Annotated in this window: 15 protein-coding genes; 7 read left to right on the forward strand and 8 right to left on the reverse strand. The window is 43.4% G+C overall.

The window, feature by feature from the left end:
* Nucleotides 1–161: 161 nt before the first annotated feature.
* The 3 genes from rpoD to PSYCG_RS05620 all read right to left on the reverse strand — a co-directional run bounded on the left by rpoD (nucleotide 162) and on the right by PSYCG_RS05620 (nucleotide 6,043).
* Nucleotides 162–2,081: an RNA polymerase sigma factor RpoD gene (gene rpoD, locus PSYCG_RS05610; protein ID WP_020443327.1), complete on the reverse strand. Its 1,920-nt coding sequence runs from the start codon at nucleotides 2,079–2,081 to the stop codon at nucleotides 162–164.
* A 553-nt stretch (nucleotides 2,082–2,634) separates the two neighbouring features.
* Nucleotides 2,635–4,785 carry a DNA primase gene (locus tag PSYCG_RS05615; protein ID WP_020443328.1) on the reverse strand — a complete coding sequence of 717 codons (2,151 nt, stop codon included), beginning with the start codon at nucleotides 4,783–4,785 and terminating at the stop codon, nucleotides 2,635–2,637.
* 178 nt (nucleotides 4,786–4,963) lie between these two features.
* Nucleotides 4,964–6,043 (reverse strand): outer membrane protein assembly factor BamD, encoded by a 1,080-nt coding sequence (locus tag PSYCG_RS05620; RefSeq protein WP_020443329.1) that lies wholly within the window; start codon nucleotides 6,041–6,043, stop codon nucleotides 4,964–4,966.
* Between the two features lie 802 nt (nucleotides 6,044–6,845).
* On the opposite strand from PSYCG_RS05620, the gene PSYCG_RS05625 reads away from it, so the two are divergent.
* The 3 genes from PSYCG_RS05625 to PSYCG_RS05635 all read left to right on the forward strand — a co-directional run bounded on the left by PSYCG_RS05625 (nucleotide 6,846) and on the right by PSYCG_RS05635 (nucleotide 9,880).
* A complete protein-coding gene (locus PSYCG_RS05625) occupies nucleotides 6,846–7,991 on the forward strand; it encodes an RluA family pseudouridine synthase (protein ID WP_020443330.1) in 1,146 nt (381 codons plus the stop codon).
* A 38-nt stretch (nucleotides 7,992–8,029) separates the two neighbouring features.
* Complete coding sequence (locus PSYCG_RS05630) at nucleotides 8,030–8,995, forward strand: polyphenol oxidase family protein (protein ID WP_020443331.1); 966 nt, start codon at nucleotides 8,030–8,032, stop codon at nucleotides 8,993–8,995.
* Between the two features lie 267 nt (nucleotides 8,996–9,262).
* Complete coding sequence (locus tag PSYCG_RS05635; RefSeq protein WP_020443332.1) at nucleotides 9,263–9,880, forward strand: flavodoxin family protein; 618 nt, start codon at nucleotides 9,263–9,265, stop codon at nucleotides 9,878–9,880.
* Nucleotides 9,881–9,972: 92 nt separating this feature from the next.
* Here PSYCG_RS05635 and PSYCG_RS13405 read toward each other — a convergent pair whose 3' ends face one another.
* Nucleotides 9,973–10,143: a hypothetical protein gene (locus PSYCG_RS13405; RefSeq protein WP_020443333.1), complete on the reverse strand. Its 171-nt coding sequence runs from the start codon at nucleotides 10,141–10,143 to the stop codon at nucleotides 9,973–9,975.
* Between the two features lie 582 nt (nucleotides 10,144–10,725).
* Between PSYCG_RS13405 and PSYCG_RS05640 the strand changes: the two genes are divergently transcribed.
* From PSYCG_RS05640 to PSYCG_RS05650, 3 genes are all read left to right on the forward strand, one after another.
* Nucleotides 10,726–12,180, forward strand: a complete 1,455-nt coding sequence (locus PSYCG_RS05640) for a cytochrome c (protein WP_020443334.1) — start codon at nucleotides 10,726–10,728, stop codon at nucleotides 12,178–12,180.
* A gap of 198 nt (nucleotides 12,181–12,378) precedes the next feature.
* Complete coding sequence (locus PSYCG_RS05645; protein ID WP_011513467.1) at nucleotides 12,379–13,980, forward strand: flavin monoamine oxidase family protein; 1,602 nt, start codon at nucleotides 12,379–12,381, stop codon at nucleotides 13,978–13,980.
* Between the two features lie 44 nt (nucleotides 13,981–14,024).
* Complete coding sequence (locus tag PSYCG_RS05650) at nucleotides 14,025–14,669, forward strand: c-type cytochrome (RefSeq protein WP_020443335.1); 645 nt, start codon at nucleotides 14,025–14,027, stop codon at nucleotides 14,667–14,669.
* A gap of 117 nt (nucleotides 14,670–14,786) precedes the next feature.
* Here the strand turns inward: PSYCG_RS05650 and PSYCG_RS05655 are convergent, their stop codons facing one another.
* From PSYCG_RS05655 to tolQ, 4 genes are all read right to left on the reverse strand, one after another.
* Nucleotides 14,787–16,079, reverse strand: coding sequence for a PD40 domain-containing protein (locus PSYCG_RS05655; protein ID WP_011513469.1), 1,293 nt, complete (start codon nucleotides 16,077–16,079; stop codon nucleotides 14,787–14,789).
* Nucleotides 16,080–16,215: 136 nt separating this feature from the next.
* Nucleotides 16,216–17,223: a cell envelope integrity protein TolA gene (locus PSYCG_RS05660; RefSeq protein WP_020443336.1), complete on the reverse strand. Its 1,008-nt coding sequence runs from the start codon at nucleotides 17,221–17,223 to the stop codon at nucleotides 16,216–16,218.
* A 107-nt stretch (nucleotides 17,224–17,330) separates the two neighbouring features.
* The gene (gene tolR / locus PSYCG_RS05665) at nucleotides 17,331–17,789 is read right to left on the reverse strand and encodes a protein TolR (protein ID WP_020443338.1); all 459 of its coding nucleotides are present in this window, start codon (nucleotides 17,787–17,789) and stop codon (nucleotides 17,331–17,333) included.
* The gene (tolQ, locus tag PSYCG_RS05670; RefSeq protein WP_020443339.1) at nucleotides 17,786–18,517 is read right to left on the reverse strand and encodes a protein TolQ; all 732 of its coding nucleotides are present in this window, start codon (nucleotides 18,515–18,517) and stop codon (nucleotides 17,786–17,788) included. Before tolQ ends, tolR begins: the two co-directional genes overlap by 4 nt.
* Before the next feature lie 511 nt (nucleotides 18,518–19,028).
* Between tolQ and PSYCG_RS05675 the strand changes: the two genes are divergently transcribed.
* Complete coding sequence (locus tag PSYCG_RS05675; RefSeq protein WP_020443341.1) at nucleotides 19,029–20,324, forward strand: NCS2 family permease; 1,296 nt, start codon at nucleotides 19,029–19,031, stop codon at nucleotides 20,322–20,324.
* Nucleotides 20,325–20,467 lie beyond the last annotated feature (143 nt).

Consider the following 20,467-nt stretch of genomic DNA (forward strand, 5'->3'; position numbering starts at 1 on the left):
TATTTTATAATGGGGCTTGAGTCTTAAAATTGGCTGGTATTTTAACAAACGACTATCGATTAACCACAAAAAAGCTGAGACGCGCTCAGCTTTTGGGCTATATATATCTACGATATATAAAGACAGTATGCTAAAAAGCTACTGTCTTTATAGGGGGCTTATCAGTCATTTTCAAGGAAAGAGCGCAGATGCTCAGAGCGTGATGGATGACGCAATTTACGCAATGCTTTTGCTTCAATCTGACGAATACGCTCACGCGTCACATCAAACTGCTTGCCAACTTCTTCCAAAGTATGGTCGGTCGGCATATCGATACCAAAACGCATTTTGAGCACGCGTGCTTCACGCTCAGTCAAGTTGCCTAATACATCACGCGTCGCTTCACGTAGACCAGCAGCCGTCGCATCGTCAACAGGGCTTGAGATCGTGCCATCTTCGATAAAATCACCTAGGTGCGAATCTTCATCATCACCGATAGGCGTCTCCATTGAGATAGGCTCTTTGGCGATTTTTAGTACTTTACGGACTTTGGCTTCGTCCATCTCTAAGCGTTCGCCTAATTCCTCAGGCGTTGGCTCGCGTCCCATTTCTTGTAGCAATTGACGAGAGACACGATTGATCTTATTAATCGTCTCAATCATATGCACAGGGATACGGATGGTACGTGCTTGGTCAGCGATAGAGCGGGTGATTGCCTGACGAATCCACCAAGTCGCATAAGTTGAAAACTTATAACCACGGCGATATTCAAATTTATCGACGGCTTTCATCAAGCCGATATTACCTTCTTGAATCAAATCCAAGAACTGCAAACCACGGTTGGTATATTTTTTGGCAATTGAGATAACGAGACGTAAGTTAGCCTCGACCATCTCTTTTTTGGCACGGCGGGCTTTGGCTTCACCAATAGCCATACGGCGCGCCACATCTTTCATGTCGTGGATTTCCATCTCAAGCTTATGCTCGTAATCACGGATAGCACGTTGTAACAAGATAACATCGTCGGCGACTTTCTCTAACGTGGCAGCAAAAGCAGGCTTACCTTTAATACGCTCAATCAACCAATCAACGTTGGTTTCATTACTTGGAAAAGTCTTACGGAACTCTTCGCGCGGCATACGACCACGGCGAATCACCAAGCGCATGATTTGACGCTCATGCTTACGCACGTCATCATAAACATCATGCATGATGGCCATGACTTGATCAGATAGACGGTTATTCAGCTTTAGCATCATAAAGCGGCTAGCCAGTTGCTCGTAAGCTTCATTGGCTTGGGTGCTACCACGACCATAATCAAGTAAGGCTTGCTTGGCTTTAATAAATAGATGCTCGATCTCTTCTAGACGCAGGCGCACTTCTTCTGGATCGATACCGCTGGTTTCTTCTTCAGCGTCCTCTTCCACTTCCTCGTCGTCCTCCTCGTCATCATCAAGCCCAGATTTTACTTTGGCTTTTTCTTTGATGATCGGCGGATTTTCTTTTTCTTCTTTGATGCGCTCGCGTTCTTCCTTCGCTGCTTCTTTGGCTTCTTGAGCAGCGATTTTGTCTTCTTCGGTTTCAGGGTCTAAGAAACCAGTGATAACGTCAGAAAGTTTTTTCTCGCCATCTTGGACTTTTTGGTACTCGTCAAGGACGAACTGTACCGTACCCGGCCAGTAAGACATGGCATGCTGTACGTCACGAATACCTTCTTCGATACGCTTGGCAATGGCAATCTCGCCTTCGCGCGTTAATAGATCAACCGTACCCATCTCACGCATATACATACGCACAGGGTCAGTGGTGCGACCAGGTTCGGTTTCAACAGAGGCTAGTACTGCCGCTGCCTCATCCGCTGCCATGTCATCATCACTTGAATCGTCGTTCATCAAGATGTCATCGGCATCAGGCGCAGATTCAAAGATTTTGATGCCAACGTCGGTTAGCATTTGTACAATATCTTCGATCTGATCGCTTTCGGTAATAGAGTCGGGCAGTTGGTCATTCACCTCAGCATAGGTTAAATACCCTTGCTCTTTACCCATTTGGATTAAGGTGGCCAGTTGAGATGTGGACTTAGAAACTGACTTATCGTTCATAAATACTCGCTTACTTGCATCGGACATTTTTATATTGTGACTGGCTATCGCTCGCTGGGTGCGTTGATCTTATCAATCGATTGATCAAAATATGGCGTAAAGGTAGTCAATAATATCAAAAATGAGTGGATATGAATAAAGGCTCAAAATACTACAATTACAATGTTATAAAACCGCTAACGCTCAAAAGTTTTCAAAAGGCTAATACCTAAAAATAAATATTTTAAAATACGCTTTAACGATAACATTTAAAAATTTATACCTAAAACTGTGCTCAATCATACGGGCGTATCATCATTTTGTCGTTATTCATTAAGCCATGCTATAAATAGTTAGCGACATAGTTTAACACAGACCAGTGTAATCAAGCACGAGGTAGTGATATCTACCAACTGTTTTTTACTGATTATTTACCAGCTATTCCATGTTAAACATAGTTTTAATAACAGGCTGTTTTAATAAGCTAAGACAACAGTGCATAATCATTAATAGTGGGGACAATGTCGACCCTTTTAAAGGGCAGCTGTTTTATAAATAAAATCTAATTATCATATTAAGATTTAACCGTCGCCATTTGTGCTGATTGCTCTGCTTGCTGTGCACGTAACCAGTCATTTAATAACTGAGATTGTTTGCGGACAATCGCCAGTTTTATATTGTCAGGATTCTTAATTAAATCTTGTGTTTTCTTCTTCATATGGCGTTCAATCAGTTGGCTGACCAACTCTTCGACCAAACCATCGAGGCTTAAGATATTACGACTGGTCAGTGCTTTATAGAAGCTGCCCCAATCACGACTAAGCGTCTCTTGGGTCAAGGGTTTGACGTTAGAGAGAATAAAGTGCGCCGCCGCATTGGCATCTTTTGGCAAATATTTCAGGCAGCGCTTAATAGTGCTGACGACATCAAGTAATGTCGTGTCCTGCATATCTTCCCAAGCCAGCGGGCGTAATACATCAGCCGAGGCTTTTTGTTTAAGATGAGCGGGCAGGTGTAAGTCATTAATACCGGCTTGTTGCCAAATGGCTTCGATAGGATCATAAATCAAGGCACGCGGCTGGAATACAAAGCACAGTTGAAGCTGCTGACTGATGGTCATCTCACCATCAAAATCTAGCAGGGCATCTTTGGCTTCGATGTTTTGGCTACGTTTGCCGCCAAGCTTTTGATAAATGTCATTATTGAGCAGGTAGCGGAAGCTACTGCCTTTTGGTAAGGCAGTAGTCAAGGCGCGTACTTGTGACATGAGCTTGGCTTTACCTTCAACCAAGGTCAAATCATGACGTTCACTTAGATAGGCAAAGATATACTGTGATAGCGGCATGGCGTTGGTAATCTGCTCACGCATGGCATCCGCGCCCTGACTTTTTATAAAGGTATCAGGGTCATGATTGTTGGGCAGCGTTAAAAAACGCAGCTCTTTTTCATCACTGAGCACCGGTAGCGCCACTTCAAGGGTACGCCAAGCGGCTTTTTGTCCGGCGCTATCACCATCAAAACTTAAGGTTAATGTTGGATTTAACGTTAATAGACGTGAGATTTGACTCTCATTAATTGCCGTGCCCATCGACGCAATGGCACCATAAATACCGACTTGATATAGGGCAATGACATCCATATAGCCTTCGACTACTAGCCAGTCATTTGCACGTTTTTGGCGTGATTCATAATAACCATAGAGTACATGCTGCTTATGAAAGACGGGCGAGTCAGAGGAGTTGATATATTTGGGCTTTACCTCATCATCAAGCGCACGACCACCAAAACCAATGGTACGCCCTTGATTGTCTCGAATAGGGAAAATAACCCGATCACGAAGTAGGTCATAATCGCGTCCAGATTCTGAGCGCCGCACTAAGCCAAGCGCTTTGAGACCTTCGATATCTTGTGGAAATTGATGCTCAAGATGTTGCCAACCAAAAGGCGCGTAGCCCAAGCCAAAAGTTTCGAAGATTTCATCGCTAATACCGCGCGATAAGAAGTAATGCTTAGCATGAGGGTGAATACTGAGATTATGTTGATAAAACTGCTGTATCTGCTCTAGCAGCTCATATAAGTTGCCATCTTTATCAGAGATACTATTATCATTGTAGAGAGCAGTATTATCATCACCGGTTAACCATGCAGGCGGATAGCCATTGTCATCTTGATAATGAGCATCATAGCCATCCATTACATAAGGGACGGCATTGTAAGTATCTAACGGTGGGTAATTGTCATAACTATGGTGGTCATCATAAATGGGCGGCTGGGTATCATCAGCTGGCATGATTATAGATGACTGATTATTGCTTACTGGCTGACTATCATTTTTTCGCAGATGCGTTGCCGATGTTGCTGGCTTAATAGCAGATTTTGGCTTGGATTTTGGTTTAACTGGGGCACGCTGATAGCTGACGTTTTGCTGTTCTTCTTTTGGCACTTCAATGCCCGTCTGCTTGGACAGCTCATTGACCGCTTCGATAAAAGTGAGGTTTTCATAATCACGTAAAAAACTGATGGCGTTACCACCGACACTGCAGCCAAAGCAGTGATAGATGTTTTTTTGTGGATTGACATAAAAAGACGGCGACTTTTCACCATGAAAAGGGCAGCAGCCTTTAAACTCACTACCAGCACGTTTAAGCGTAGTATGACGCCCAATGATACTGACTAAATCAGCTTGGCTATTTAATTGTTCAAGAATGTGATTTGGGATACTCATGCGAAAAACAGTTTACCATAGGTGCAATATTGTTGATGCTCAAAATAATGCAAAAACCAAAACAGAAAAAATAAGGCCAACCGTATCGTTGACCTTATTTTTAGTTGACGTCTGACGCCATGACAGCGTTATTGATTAAAGCGCATAAACGCTGTTAATCAATTATACCAAAATACGATTAATTGCTATCGGTCATATCGATGCTGTCATTTTCAACCGCCCCTAAGCGTACACGACGATTGTCATCAGTCAGACGCAGCGGAGAAGTGCTGCTTGGGGCTGCTGTATTTGCAGCATTGTCGCTTGGCAATCTCAGTTGAGTGGCATTGCGAATGACTTGAGTTTTGGTCGCACCGCTATAGTTGGCAGTGGAAACTGAAGTGTCTTTATCAAAACGACTCAGCTGTCCAAAAGTTAATTTGTTCACTAGAGAACGCTCACGTTTGGTATTGAGCTTGACACGTCCATCAGCACTTAGCATGTTTGGATAGTTAATTTGCAATAAAGTTTTATACTCGTTTGCTAAATCAGTTAGACCTAATTTTTCATGGCTATAAGCAAGGACGGCAATCGCATCTGGCACAGATTCGCTGAGTGGATAATATTGAAAGACCCATTTGGCACGATTGACAGCAGCTACATAAGCTTCACGCTCAATATACCAATTAGCAGCGCTCATCTCACTTTCGGCAAACTGATTATAAATAAAAGTCATGCGCTGAGCGGCATCAGGTGCGTAAGGACTGTTTGGGTATTTGTTCAACAGCTCTTGGAAATTGGCGAAAGCAATACGATAGTAAGCAGTATCGCGCTCTGCTTGATTGAGCTTAAATAGTTTCAAACCTTCAGACGAGCCTTGCATATTGGCAACGCCGCGCACATAGTAAGCGTAGCTCACTTGCGGGTTAAACGGATACAGACGAATGAACTGCTCAGCACTGGCAGCCGCAGTTTCATATTTACCACTGGCATATTGTGCATACATCATATCGAGCAAAGATTGCTCGGCATATTGTCCAGTCGGATAAAAAGTACGCAAGTTGGTTAAATCTTCGATCGCTTGGGTATAGCGACCTTTATCAATCTGAGCAATCGCGTCATTATAGTACGCTTGCTCTGACTTCTCAGCAGTGACCACTGCATCCACGTCTTTACCGCCGGTGAGGTTTTTAAAGGTTTGACAACCCACTAAATTGACACTTAGGGCAAGTAAAGTGATTGAGGACAGTTTGATAAACGTATTGCCAACAGCTTGCATACTTCTTCTCCGACACAAGACGTATAATAGCAGCGACGCTATTATACTATTTAGTAGATTGATGATAAAAAACGATGCTTGGTGCATCAATAATGGTCTATCATTTTACATGCCAATCACTAAGCATGCGTATTATTATAAAAACATGCTCATTAAAAAACATAGTTATTAATTTATTAAAAATTTACTCTGTAAACATGTTACGCAATAAGGCGTGCATCACATGTAAAGCTTTTATAAAAGAGCTGAAATAACGACACAGGGCCATAGCATACAGCAAAACATGGCTTACTTTATAGAATAACATTTGCTGCGTCTATTTTTTCATGAGCTATTTTGTAGTTAGGTGCACTGCTGGCTTATTCTATAATGCATTTTTATTCAGTAATACCTTAAGTACATTCCAATAATATAGTACAACGTCTGAATCGCCACGCTTATCATGATTGCGCTCGCTAGTTTAGCATGAGCGGTTGCAACGGGCGATATTCAATAGTGCTGACAGTGACAAATATACAGTAAATTACAGCCATGTTATATTTTAGAGAGCTAATGAGTGCTATAAATTGCCAGATAACACGCAGCTTCTATAGGGCTTAGACGCTCAGCATGTTACACTAGAGGGATATTATTGCCATTTTTGACCACGATTATTATTTATGGTCTATAAGTGCCAATCTGTTTTCTTATGAAGTGCTCCGACTGAACATTGTCAGAGGCTTTACCATATATAAATCTGCTATGAATACATGATGCTATGACTATCAATTTACCCGCGAACCAATCCACTGAAGATTCATCAATGACAGACTTATCAACGCAAGGTTCACCTGTGCCAGAATCCACGATACCCACTGAATTATTAACCATCAATGAGCAATTTGACGAGCATATGGACGATGATAATGTGTCAGATGATGAGCTGCTTAATGACGAAGACGAGCATGGCGATGATGAAGTATCGGTCGCAGGGCAATCTGTGCCTGTTGTGGTTGACGTTAAGCATACGGTTATAGAAGACGAAGCAGGTTTGCGTATTGATAAACTGGCATCAAAAATATTTACCGATTTTTCACGTGTCCAGTTACAAGGCTGGGTAAGTGATGGCAGCTTGCTCTATAACGGTAGCATACAAAAACCTAAGATCCGTGTTAAAGCTGGCGATATCTTGCATCTGTCGACGACTTTAGAGCAGCATAGCGAAGATCAGCCAGAAGATATCGCAATCGACGTGGTTTATGAAGATGATGACGTATTGGTCATCAATAAGCCAGTCGGCATGGTGGTACATCCAGGTGCCGGTAATCAAACAGGCACTTTGGTAAACGCGCTATTGTATCACTATCCGCAGCAGCACCATTTGCCGCGTGCAGGCTTAGTCCACCGTATTGATAAAGATACTTCAGGGCTATTGTTGATTGGTAAAACCAAACCCGCACAGCTGGCACTGATGGAGCAGCTAAAGGACAAGTCAGTGTATCGTCATTACCAATGTGTGGTCGCAGGGGATGCAGCGAGTCTATCTCGTCATCGCCGTATTGACGCGCCCATTGGACGCCACCGTAATCAGCGTACCAAAATGACGGTGATGACGGCAGGACGCGAAGCTGTAACTCACCTGTTGAATGTAACCGCGCTTAATGGTAACTATTGTTTGTTGGATATAGGGCTTGAGACAGGGCGTACGCATCAGATTCGTGTGCATCTGAGTCATATTACTTATCCTATTGTTGGTGATAGAGTCTATGGCGGTCGTCGTCAGCTACGTGCTGGTCTAACAGAAGCGCAGCGTCAAGCGATTAATAACTTCCCGCGTCAAGCACTCCATGCTTATACGTTGGGTTTCGTTCATCCAACGACTGGTGAAGACGTTGAGGTCACTACACCAATGCCTGAAGATATGCAACAGCTAATGGCGGTCTTAAGTGACGGTTATGACGAAGAATAAGCGCTAAAAAAATGCTTTATTAAAACGGTAAATATGCCATGAAAAATACGCTTCCCATGACATTGCTAGCACAGCTTGATGATGTGGCTGTGTTTCAAACGGCTGCTTTTTCTGATATAGACTATGCAAGTATTGATATATCTCGGTCTGAAATCAATCAGCAGCCACATCAACGACAGCAAGCAAGTTATGGCGAGCTGAACTTGGGGCTGCATGTCAATGATGATGCAAGCGTAGTATTAAGTAATCGGATGCGTGTGCTTGCTACGATTAATGAGCAGATGATCGCGCAGCAAAACCTACCTGTTCATAGCGTGCCTGTCAAAGCGCTACATTGGGTTAATCAAGTCCATGGTAATCATATACATGATACCGATGCTACGGTATTGAGTATGGCGCCTATGGCAGCTGATGCTATGGTTAGCAAACAAGATGGTACTGGGCTTGCCATAATGACGGCTGATTGTGTACCGATCGTTCTTTATCAGCCAGCAACTGGGCAGATAGCGGCGATTCACGCTGGCTGGCAAGGGCTGGCATGCGGCGTAATCAAAGCAACGGCTGAACGCTTTAGCGACAGCGGCGAGATTATGGCATGGATAGGCATTTGTATCAGTCAAGATAATTACGAAGTGGGTAGCCAAGTCCGAGATAAGTTATTGGCAGGTTGCATCGCGAATAACGCTTTGACGACAGATGCAATAAATAATTTTAATGAGCGCTACGTGATGGCGTCAGGTACTAGAGAGTTAGACGCAGCGAGTACAGCGGACAAGTTATCGAACAATACGCCAGTCTATGCAGAAAAAATTAAGATAGATTTGCCAAAAATTGCCGCGGATCAATTGCAGGCAGCAGGGATTGTCGTATGCAATGAGTCCTCTATCCTTTGTAGTTATGCTGACGGGCATTACTATTCTTATCGACGTCAGACCCATTTGCAGCAAGCTGCAACGGGACGCATGGCCTTGATTATTACACGCAGTGCTTCTATATATAGCTAATCCACTTTTAAAAGGGTACAGAACTACTGGGGTTAATTATTCGCAGCCTCTGTCTGCGTAGACACAGCAAGCAAGAAAAAGTAACCCCAGTAGTACCTTATAACATTTGGATTTCTTTTATTTAGGACCGATTATAGTAACTAAAGCATGATTATTTAAAAGAGTAACTGGCACATAATAAGTGCGTCTTCTTATCGTTAACAATCATAAGCCTAATTTACCTTTTTATTTTTTATTTCATTACTTATAGCCATTATTAGAGTTTATATGAATACATCTGTTACACCGTCTATTGTACTACCTCCTGACGAGACTTCTCTTAGCGTATCTAATATATCGATAGCCGTTATTTACCATAGTAACTACGGTCATACTCAACGTGTCGCGGAAGCAATCGTGACGGGTGCTCGTCAGCAACTATCTGAAGCGCAAGCCAAGGCTGTCGATGTCAATGACGTCGATTGGGAGTTTTTAGATCAAGCAGATCTGTTGGTTTTTGGTAGTGCGGTATATATGGGCAGTGTGACAGCAGGCTTTAAGACTTTTATGGATGCGACATCGAAGCGTTGGTATCATGGCAAATGGCAAGGTAAGTGGGCAGCAGGTTTTGCCAACTCAGGTGGGCTTAGCGGTGATAAGCTTGCTGTACTACAACAGATTTGTCTTTATAGCATGCAGCATGGGATGAACTGGATAGGGTTGCCACTTAGACCGACCGGACATGAGCCCCATGATTTAAACCGTTTATCGAGTAATTTGGGTTTGATGACCCAGTCGCTTGATGGTCCACCTGAGGAAACACCAGGCGCGGGTGATATAGATACGGCGATTTGGTTTGGTGATCATCTGGCAAAAACCATCATAAAACATCAGCCGGCCTCATAAAAATTCAAAAGCTATTTATTAAGTAGTAAATACCAAAAAGCAGATATCAAACTTATATCTGCTTTTTTTATTGTCAGCTTTTTATATCTATCTTAGTGCTCGATATTTTCAACGGCAATATCTGCAACTGGGACAGTTTTAACCAACAGATTTTTGCTCGGAGCGTTTTTGACAGGAATCGGGCTTTCGACAAATTGAAACGACTGACAACCTGTCATAAATAAGGCAGCTGTGAATATATAGGTCAAGGTTAATGACTTCATAATGATATCTCAAAAGGCAATCGGCGACGGTGAAATAGCGCTCATCATAACCAATGCACGGGATTGTGCAAGATATTATCTCATTATAAATGGAAGTAGTACCCTCTGTAAGAAGCGTTTAGGATGGGCGTTATGTATCCATTATGTACAGCCATAATAAAGTAAGAAGAACTGGTGGCTTCATTATCTAGCAATAATCTACCAGTAATTCATGTTTATAAATATATAAAAACAAGCTTTTATAACTTTACTAATTGTTTTATAAAGAATTAATTATTTTACCTAAATTTATAATATAAAAAGGTATAACCGTCTATTAAAAAATATATCCAATTATTTATCTTTTTAAGTTTTGTAAAAAAATGATAGCAATACGTGACTATCCAAGTAATAGAAGTGAAATAGTCTTACAGTAGTAAGGTGAACAGACATTTTTTAGCAATGATCTATAAATGGATATTTTATTACAGTTTTATCTTGTACTGATAATAGCAAAAAATAATGATAAAAATTCGGCTTAACAGTGGATGTTATGCGCAACAATCATAAAAATACATGAGATGTTAGCGAAATGAGGGAATTATGAAGCGATTTTCTATGATGTTATCGATGCTTGCCATTGGTATGGCTTCCAGCGCTGCGATGGCTGAGGATACGAGCCTTACTAATACAAGCTTACCTAATGCGACCTTACCTAATATCAGTCCTGCCAATAGCGTGCTCGTCAATCGAGGTGCCTATATTGCTCGTGCAGCGGACTGTATGGCGTGTCATGGCGAAGACTATACTGGCGGTAAAGCAATAGAGACCCCTATGGGGGAGATTTATTCTACGAATATCACCCCCTCCAAACGCTATGGTATCGGCAATTATACTGAAAAAGATCTAAAAAATGCACTGCAAAAAGGTCGTGCGCCTAGCCATATGCTATATCCGGCCATGCCATATCCTTCTTATAGTGGTATGAAAGAAGAGGATATCAGCGCGCTGTTTGCCTATCTGCAAACCGTGCCAGTAGTAGATGAAGCGCCAAAGCATAAAACTGACCTACCATTTCCGTTTAATATTCGTGCACTCATGTTCGGTTGGAACTTTTTAAATGTTCCTTCTACTGAGGGACGTGATGGCCTCAATGAGACGCAGAAGCGCGGTGAATATCTGGTCAATAATCTAGAACATTGTGGTACTTGCCATACGCCACGCAACAGCACCATGGGCTTCGATAAAAAAATGTATTTATCTGGAGCGCAGTTAGGGCATTGGTACGCACCTAATATCACCCCTGACGAGTCAAGTGGTATTGGCAGCTGGAGTGAGCAAGATATCATTACTTATCTACGCACCGGCGAGCTTGATCAGCGCGCTTATGCTGGTGGTCCAATGGGTGAGGCAGTCGCGCATAGTACTCAGTATCTAAAGCAAGAAGACCTAAGCGCGATTGCCTCTTATCTAAAAGCAGTACCTGCCATTCAAACCGATGATAAAGTATCTGCCGTCGATGTCTCACGTTTGCCTACCCGTGTAAACGAATCTATCACCCATGATTTACTTGCCCAAAAAGATTATTTGGCTCAAGCCAAAACTGCTGTTAGTAAGGGGAGTAATTCACCAGAAGCCTTGTATTTGGCTACGTGTGGCAGCTGTCATGGTGTGGATGGCTATGGTCAACCTGATGCACAGTATTCACCCATCGTAGGGCTAAGTAGTCTTCGCCGCGATAAGCCTGATGTGCTCGTCAATATGATTTTGCATGGGGTCGTTGGCAGCACCAATACCTCACCGATTATGCCGGCCTTCTCTGATGAGCTGAGCAGCGAGCAAATTGCCAGTATCGCCAATTACGTACGCATCAGCTTTGGCGGTCTTGCCAGCAGTGATGTGAGTGCAGCGGACGTCGAGCGCATCGCTGCCACTAGCGCCGAAAAGCCATTTTTAATTAAATATGCAGGCTTGCTGGCGATATTGGGTATTATCGTCGCTATTGCCGTCATTATATTTATTATTCGATCCATCATACGCTCTAAGCACCGTCACTGATTTGGGTTTCATTTCACCTTTCATCAAACAGCGTAGTAATAAATACTATAAAGCTATGTTAGATACTGATTATAAGACAAGGATTATGGCAATTAGATAGAGCGTTATCGTTTGGCAATTATAGACAACAACACGCCAAGTACATTGATAAAGATGCGTCTACTATCCTGCACCATTATCTACTTTGAGGATATTATTATGAAAGACATGCTTCAATCACCTACGCGCCGTCAATTGCTTTCAATGATTGGTAAAACAGCGGGCGCGACCGCCATGTATCAAGCAATGACGACCTTGGGGTTTGCTTCAGAGTCTAGTTTTAAAGAAGCAATGGATCTTAAAGGCGCACCTGCTGGCGCGAGCATTGTCATTCTTGGTGCTGGTCTTGGTGGTCTTACTGCCGCCTATGAGCTGCGAAAAGCGGGCTACGATGTCAAAGTGCTTGAGTTTCAAAATCGTGGTGGCGGTCGTAGTTGGACACTGAACAGCGGTGATAAATATACTGAGCTTGGCGGCGAAGAGGTCACTTGTGATTTTGAAGAAGGCAATTATTTCAATGGTGGACCATGGCGTTTGCCGAGCCACCACTATGCCGTCTTTCATTATTGCAAACAGTTCGGTGTTGAGATGCAACCCTTTATCCAAACCAATGACCGTGCTTATTTGCATCGTACTAATCATTTCAATGGCGTACCGCAGCGTTTGGGTGACATCAAAAATGACATTCAAGGTCATGTGGCGGAGCTGCTATCGAAGTCAGTAAACGTGGGTGGTCTGGATCGCTCAGTCAATACTGAGGACAAAGAGAAGCTTCTAGAAGGGCTAAAAGGCTGGGGCGTGCTTGATAAAGACTATCGCTATCGCGCCAGTAATGAGACAACCAAACATCGTGGCTTTAGTGTGTTCCCAGGTGGCGGTTTGATGCCAAATGAAAAGCCGTCAAAGCCATTACCAATCAGTGAGATACTAGATTCAGGCATGTGGGGAGATATTTATAGCAATCACATGACCTATGGACATCAGCCGACCATGTTTCAGCCAGTTGGTGGTATGGGTAAAATCGGTGATGCTTTCACCCGCGAATGTCGCGATATGATTGAATTTAATGCCAAAGTCACTAAGATTCATCAAGATGATACCGGCGTTACAGTCGACTATGTGGACAGTAATAGTCCCGATGGTGCAACCAAAACCATTCGGGCAGACTGGTGTGTCTGCAACATACCTTTAACCGTATTAACCCAGCTCGATATCAATGTCTCAAAACCAATGAAACAGGCGATGGCAGCGGTTCCTTATGACACTTCCTATAAAGTAGGTTTGGAATTTAATCGCCGCTTCTGGGAAGAAGACGAGTGGATTTATGGCGGTTTAACCTATACTAATATGCCTATTACCCAAATTGCTTATCCGTCAGAAAATATGTTTAAAGATGGCTCAGGTGTATTGCTTGGTGCCTATGGTTTTGGCGCGACTTCTTATAAGTTTAATACTCTAACACCGCAAGAGCGTATCAATGTGGCGCTTGCCTACGGTAAGTATATCCATCCGCAGTACCCAAAGGAATTCCGCGCCGGAACATCTGTCGTCTGGCACCGTATCCCATGGACACTCGGCTGCTACGGTATTTGGAGTGAGTCTAGTCGTGAGCAGCATTACGATAACTTATGCAGTATAGACAACCGTATTGTGCTGACAGGTGAGCATTGCTCTCATATTCCTGCGTGGCAAGAAGGGGCTATATTATCTGGCATAGATGCCGCCAAACGCTTGCATAAAAAGGCAAAAATGCTGGGTTAATTGCGCCAAAAATAGAGACAATTATTATAAATTCAGAGGCTATCATGAACACTATCATCATGAAAATAACTATCATGAAAAGCATGACACCTAAGATGCTGATGATCATGCTGTTAAGCAGCAGCGCATTATTAGGCTGTAGTCAAAAAGCAGGCGATGTAGAGACGATAGCCAGTAAACACGATGTTGAGCAAACGGTTGACTATCAAGCAAGTCGCAATACAGGCAGCTGGGGCGCTGTCTATATGAGCCGTGACGAGCTAAAAGCGCAGCCTATCAATGTTGTTGATGACAGCTCATTACCCAATATGGAAAATGATCCTATTATTAGCGAGTGGGAAGCAAAGTTTGAAGGGTCAAATGCCTTTATTACGACCGATGGCAAAAAGCTCTATCATGACTCCTGTGCTGGCTGTCATATGCATAAAGGCGAGGGTGCTTATGGTGCAGGCTATTATCCGCCACTGGCTAACAATAGCAAAATGCAGTCAAAATATTACATCATTAATATTTTGATCAATGGTTTCCGCGGAATGCCATCGTTTCATATGATGATGAATGATGAGCAAATGGCGGCAGTGACTCAATACGTCGTCAGTGACTTAAATGGTTACACGGATACAGTGACTGCTGAAGACGTGGCCAAGCTGAGACATGCTAATCCGCCCGGTTATGATCCAAGTGAATAGTGTTGCTGTGAACAATGTTTCCTTAGAATAAAAGCTGATCGATTTACTCTCATATAAAAAAGCGCCCAATCGATGATTGGGCGCTTTTCTTGGTCAAGATATTACGAATTTCTAGCTCTATCTGGGACTGGCTGACCAGACAGGTGAGCGAATCGTACCTTGCCCAGATTTACCAAAGGCTTCGCCGCCGTTTAGTGATTTGATAGTCAGTACGCCCTTACCACCTTGCTTTGATGCATAAACGACACGCTTACCATTTGGTGAAAAGCTCGGTGCTTCATCGATACCGGTATTGCCCAAATTAGCAGTGACCGCGCCGCCGCTGTTCATAACAGCCGCTGAGCGCCCATTTAAAAAGGCAATTTGCGTGCCATCGCTACTAAATTGTGGGCTGGTCGCATAACCACTATTAGACACCTTAGTTGTGCGCCCTGAACCAAATTCATAACGATAAATCTGCGGCTTATTAAATCCAGTCTTATCAGATACAAAGACAAAAGATCTGCCATCAGGGGCGTAGCTTGGCTGTACTTCACTGCTTGGCCAATTGGTCAGTCGTCTTGGTTGACCGCCGCTGGCACTCATCTCATAAATATCAGCACTGCCTTCAAAACTACTCGAAAACAGTATTTTGCTGCCATCTGGCGAGAACGAAGGACTTAAGTTGCTACCAGGGAAAGGCGTCAATGGCGTTGCACCGCCGCCGCTCACGCTTTGCACATAAATAACAGGATAAGATTTATCTCGCTGTACTGAATAAGCGATACGATTGCCATCGGGCGACCATGCTGGAGAGAAGATAGAGCCTGAAACCTCAGTAATGGTTTTGGCGTTTTCGCCATCAGCATCCATGACTTTTAAGCGCGAGACTTTTGCTTTGCCAGTACCAATTTCTTCAATATAGGCAATACGCCCTGAGAAGTCCCCTGGAATGCCAGTAATGAGCTCGTACACTTTATCTGCGATGACGTGACCGGCATAGCGCATGCTGTCTTTATTGTTGTCAGCGGTTAAAGTTTGCTTGCCTTCGATCACGCGTCCTGTCTTAACCTCAATCACTTCATAATCGGTCACCACTTTACCGCGGCTACTGCGCGTGCTACCTACGACAAGATAAGGAATCCCCATACTTTGCCATACTGGTAATGTCCCTGCCAGCTCGCTGCTACTGCGTGGCTGCTGCGGTAGATTTTGACTGGTAACTTTGAGCTCAGTTTTGCTTAAGTCATTGACAATAATAGGTGACAATACGCTATCACCAGCAAAAGGCACAAAAGCCACTTGGTTCTGTTGCACAGGAATCTCGTAATCCAATTCTAAAACGACAGGCGCTGCCAACACACTTGGCGCGATAAGTAAGCTTGAGGCGCTAGCAAGTAAGGAGATGAGTAGTTTTTTATGAGTGCGCATGAGTAATTTAAGCTCCTGAAACAGTATGAGTGTCATTTTTATAGGTTATTAGTCCGCCATAAAGATAAGGCAGTCCCTTCTACAGTACAAGCTGTTTAAGGTAACGTTATCAATAATATAAGACATGAGCAACTGATTAATTGCTACCTTTGAACTGTAGAGTAAAGGTCGGGTATTTGGGATCGTCAGCATCGATTGGTAAGCTGCCTGTGTTTAATACGGCTTGTTTTGCTGCTTCATTGACAGCTTCATCAGGTCCTGAAGCAGTAACATTGATGATATTACCGCTGGCATTGACTGTAATTGTGAGGGTCGCACGCTGGGTTGAGCCCTTTGCTGCAGTCGGTGGGTTATAGTTGCGTCTGATAAGATTAATGATTTCACTATTACTAGCACCGCGACTGCCACCTGATGCTGAGCGGCTGTTACCTTTTGAAGGGCTTGAGGTTGTGCTATCACCGGATAAAGTCGACTGCCCATCGTTTGATAGACTAAGGGTTTGACCTGAACTACTAGAGCCGCCCGTATTGATTTCTATATTTCGGTCGGTAGCAGTTGGGCGCTTAATCTTGGGAGGATTGTTTTGTTTATTGCGGAAATCCCCAAGCCTTTTTTGCTCTTCAATCAGCTGCTGTCGTCTTTCTTTTTCAATCTGGTCATGTTCTTCTAAGACGGATTCGTCTAAGCGCGCGGCCCACTCAGCCATACTGCGCTCATACTCTTGGTTTTGCTCAAGCAGGCGTTGATGCTGCTCTTCACTCATTAGCATCGGGCTAGTAGCAGATTCATCCGAGCGTGTGAAGACAGGCACTTGCTGAGAGTTTGGTTGAGCAGGATTTGGAGTGCTGACGCTTCCATCAAAGGCTTCTGTTGGCGTAGCTGAACTACTTGAGCCGCTTTCCGCTTGCATAGCACTGGCTGCGGCGGCGCGATTGGCAAGGATTTGACCTTGCATCTCGGCTAACTGTTCAGGAGATACCATGGTCGTTTCAATACTACCTGCGGTCTCAACGTCCATATTTTGGTAGGTATAGATAAGTATACCAATGACAAGACCATGTGCCAGCAAACTGAGCAGCGTGGGTAAGGTTAGCCCATTGCCTTCGGGTTCAGTTGGTACATAAACGGTTGGAGCCTTGTGCATGTTAGTGATACTCAAAAACGTGATACTAAAAGATAAGCTACATCAGATTATCTGCTTTATTATAACCGGCTACACCAAAACGGCTGTTTTTTAATATTATAAAATGATTAAACCGCTGGTGTGGGCAATGGAGCGCCAGTTAATAGTCCAACCTTCTGAATACCAGCTTGTTGCAACGTTGCCATCAAAGTCATGATAGCGCCATATTGATTGTTTTGGTCGGCATTAATCATCACTTGTACTGGCTGAGCACCGGCCTCACTGCTTTGACTTTGCAAAGTCGAGAGGGTATCAATCAGCTCAGGCTCACTAACAGGTAAGTCAACATTGCTCTCATAACTGATAAAAATCTCGCCGTTACCGGTCAGAGATACAATGACTGGTAGCTGGCTTTGACTCATGGTGTTGGTTTGCTCTTTTGGCAAATCAACATCGACGCCAGTAATCAGCATAGGCGCGGTCACCATAAATATCACGAGCAGCACAAGCATTACGTCGATATAAGGAACAACGTTCATCTCCGCATTCAGTGCTTTTTTTTCACGGCGATAGGGACTTTGTTTCATAGACCAGCCACCTGAGTGCTCTGGTTGGCTTGGCTTACTTGAGTGCTAGGCTGCGGGCTTTCATTACTGGTTTCGCGCTGCAGCATACCCGTCATCTCATCACAGAATAAGGCACGTGAATCATATAATCGACTAGATTTGGCGGTAAAATGGTTATAAGCCAATACCGCAGGAATAGCGGCAAACAAACCCATAGCGGTGGCAATCAATGCTTCTGCAATGCCTGGTGCTACAGCGGCTAGGGTAGCTTGCTCATTTTGTGACAAGCCCAAAAAGGCATTCATGATACCCCAAACGGTGCCGAACAGACCAACATAAGGTGCAACGGAGCCGATACTGGCAAGCGTTGTAAGTCCTGATTCCAAAAGTAGCTGCTGACGACCAAGACCAACCCTAAGCTTACGCTCAACGCCATCGATAATGTCATCTTTTGGTTGACGTTTTTTGTGCATTCTTAAGTATTCAGAGAAGCCAACATAGAAAATCTGCTCAAGACCTTGGCGCTCAGGTGAGCCCTGAATACCTTGATACAATTTCGCCAAATCTTCACCCGACCAAAACCACGCCTCGAACTGTTGGTCAAAGTTTCTGGCAGTGCCAAGCCGCGCACTCATACGAAAAATAATCACCCAACTGAGTAACGATGCTAATAACAATAGAGCCATCACGATCTGAACCAGCAGGCTCGCTTGAGTAATAAGGTCGATAATATTTAAGGATTCAGGCATGTAAAGGACTCATGGATAATTAATAATAGTCATTAAAAATAGGGTGCTCATATTAACCCCCTAGTGTACTGCTAATCTTGGTAAATATCATTAATAATGTGTTAATTACATAATGAACAGTTTTTTCCTAAAATTTATGGTGACAGCACTATCATTTTATAATATTGTCCATATGGTCAACTATTTTTTGCTCTTTTACTGACAAGTTCATGGCATTCATTGAAATTATCTATTTATTTCCATAGAATGTTATGATTTGTTGCTGTAATTTTTCACAGTGGTTTTATTTTTAGCAAATCTTGTGTGGCTAAAGGATTAAAAACATCATCTCCAACCGTAGTTTATAGCGTCATTTACAGTCGCAATTTGGAAGCGTCATTTATCGTCGCAATTTAGGTGTATTTTTTATGTTTGAGTTAAAAGCGGCATTTATCGTCGCAATTTGGAAGCGACATTTATCAATACCATTTGATAATGATAATTTACTCACTGCAATTTGGAAGCGACTCCTATGAACGCAATTGAACGATATTTTGGAATCGATGGTCAGAACACCACGATCAAAACAGAGATTTTAGCGGGTGTAACCACGTTTTTAACGATGGCTTATATCATATTTGTCAACCCTAATGTACTTGCTGATGCCGGTATGGATAAAGGCGCAGTATTCGTAGCCACCTGCCTTGCCGCGGCCATTGGTTGTTTTATTATGGGGATTTATGCCCGCTTGCCAGTTGCACTAGCGCCTGGCATGGGACTCAATGCCTTCTTTACTTATGGCGTGGTTTTGGGTATGGGCTACGCGTGGCAAACGGCACTTGGTGCGGTATTTTTGTCAGGTTGTATCTTTATCCTATTAAGTTTGTTTAAAATCCGTGAAATCATTATTAATTCTATTCCGGTCAGTATTAAACAAGGTGTTGTCGCTGGTATTGGTGCATTTTTGGCCTTTATTGCGCTACAAACCGCAGGCGTTATCGTGAATAATGATGCGACGCTGGTGGGACTTGGTGATATGACCTCGTTTTCACCTGCGATGGCAGCCCTTGGTTTTATTGTCATCGTGGGTTTGTCACATAAAAAAGTACCAGGTGCGGTCACTATTGGTATTTTACTAGTCGCGCTTATCAGTCTGCTCACAGGAAATACGCAGTTTTCAGGTATTATTTCAGCACCGCCACCTATTGCTCCAACGCTAATGCAGCTTGACATTGCTGGCGCGTTTGATGTGGCGATGATCAGTGTTATTTTTGCCTTCTTATTCGTCGATTTATTTGATACGGCGGGTACGCTGATTGCAACCACCACTCAGGCAGGTTTGATTGGTAAAGATGGTAAAATCCCGAATATGGGTAAAGCGCTACTAGCAGATTCGACGGCAACGGTAGCTGGTACTTTCTTGGGCACGTCATCAACGACAAGTTACATCGAAAGTGTGTCAGGTATCGCATCAGGTGGTCGTACTGGACTGATGGCAGTGACAGTTGGCGTGTTATTTTTACTCAGTGTGTTCTTTTCACCACTTGCTGGTATGATTCCAGGATATGCGACGGCAGGCGCTATTTTTTATGTAGCAGTACTCATGATGGAGACGTTAAAAGATGTCAAATGGAATGACTTAACAGAAGCAGCGCCAGTGGTGGTCGTATTATTGTTTACGCCTTTGACCTATTCTGTCGCTGACGGTATTGCACTTGGCTTTATCACCTTTACTGCCATCAAGGTGGTCGCTGGTAAATTCTCTGACATCAGTATTCCGGTTTGGATATTGACAGTAGTATTACTGGCCAAGATCGTTTTTATCTAGCTTTTTACATTGACTAACGCTCAATGTTAAGCAAGGTTGATATTGCTGTAGAAATATAGTTTGAGTCCTTCTTGTTATTAAATGATGAGAAGGATTTTTTATGCTTAATTTTCCTATTTTTTTCAGGTAGTCGTGCCAACTGT

Source organism: Psychrobacter sp. G (assembly GCF_000418305.1).
Lineage (GTDB): Bacteria > Pseudomonadota > Gammaproteobacteria > Pseudomonadales > Moraxellaceae > Psychrobacter > Psychrobacter cryohalolentis.

Coding starts and splice junctions, on each gene's coding strand:
- rpoD (WP_020443327.1), bottom strand. CDS start 2,081: ATGAACGATAAGTCAGTTTCTAAGTCCACATCTCAACTGGCCACCTTA.
- PSYCG_RS05615 (WP_020443328.1), bottom strand. CDS start 4,785: ATGAGTATCCCAAATCACATTCTTGAACAATTAAATAGCCAAGCTGAT.
- PSYCG_RS05620 (WP_020443329.1), bottom strand. CDS start 6,043: ATGCAAGCTGTTGGCAATACGTTTATCAAACTGTCCTCAATCACTTTA.
- PSYCG_RS05625 (WP_020443330.1), top strand. CDS start 6,846: ATGACAGACTTATCAACGCAAGGTTCACCTGTGCCAGAATCCACGATA.
- PSYCG_RS05630 (WP_020443331.1), top strand. CDS start 8,030: ATGAAAAATACGCTTCCCATGACATTGCTAGCACAGCTTGATGATGTG.
- PSYCG_RS05635 (WP_020443332.1), top strand. CDS start 9,263: ATGAATACATCTGTTACACCGTCTATTGTACTACCTCCTGACGAGACT.
- PSYCG_RS13405 (WP_020443333.1), bottom strand. CDS start 10,143: ATGAAGTCATTAACCTTGACCTATATATTCACAGCTGCCTTATTTATG.
- PSYCG_RS05640 (WP_020443334.1), top strand. CDS start 10,726: ATGAAGCGATTTTCTATGATGTTATCGATGCTTGCCATTGGTATGGCT.
- PSYCG_RS05645 (WP_011513467.1), top strand. CDS start 12,379: ATGAAAGACATGCTTCAATCACCTACGCGCCGTCAATTGCTTTCAATG.
- PSYCG_RS05650 (WP_020443335.1), top strand. CDS start 14,025: ATGAACACTATCATCATGAAAATAACTATCATGAAAAGCATGACACCT.
- PSYCG_RS05655 (WP_011513469.1), bottom strand. CDS start 16,079: ATGCGCACTCATAAAAAACTACTCATCTCCTTACTTGCTAGCGCCTCA.
- PSYCG_RS05660 (WP_020443336.1), bottom strand. CDS start 17,223: ATGCACAAGGCTCCAACCGTTTATGTACCAACTGAACCCGAAGGCAAT.
- tolR (WP_020443338.1), bottom strand. CDS start 17,789: ATGAAACAAAGTCCCTATCGCCGTGAAAAAAAAGCACTGAATGCGGAG.
- tolQ (WP_020443339.1), bottom strand. CDS start 18,517: ATGCCTGAATCCTTAAATATTATCGACCTTATTACTCAAGCGAGCCTG.
- PSYCG_RS05675 (WP_020443341.1), top strand. CDS start 19,029: ATGAACGCAATTGAACGATATTTTGGAATCGATGGTCAGAACACCACG.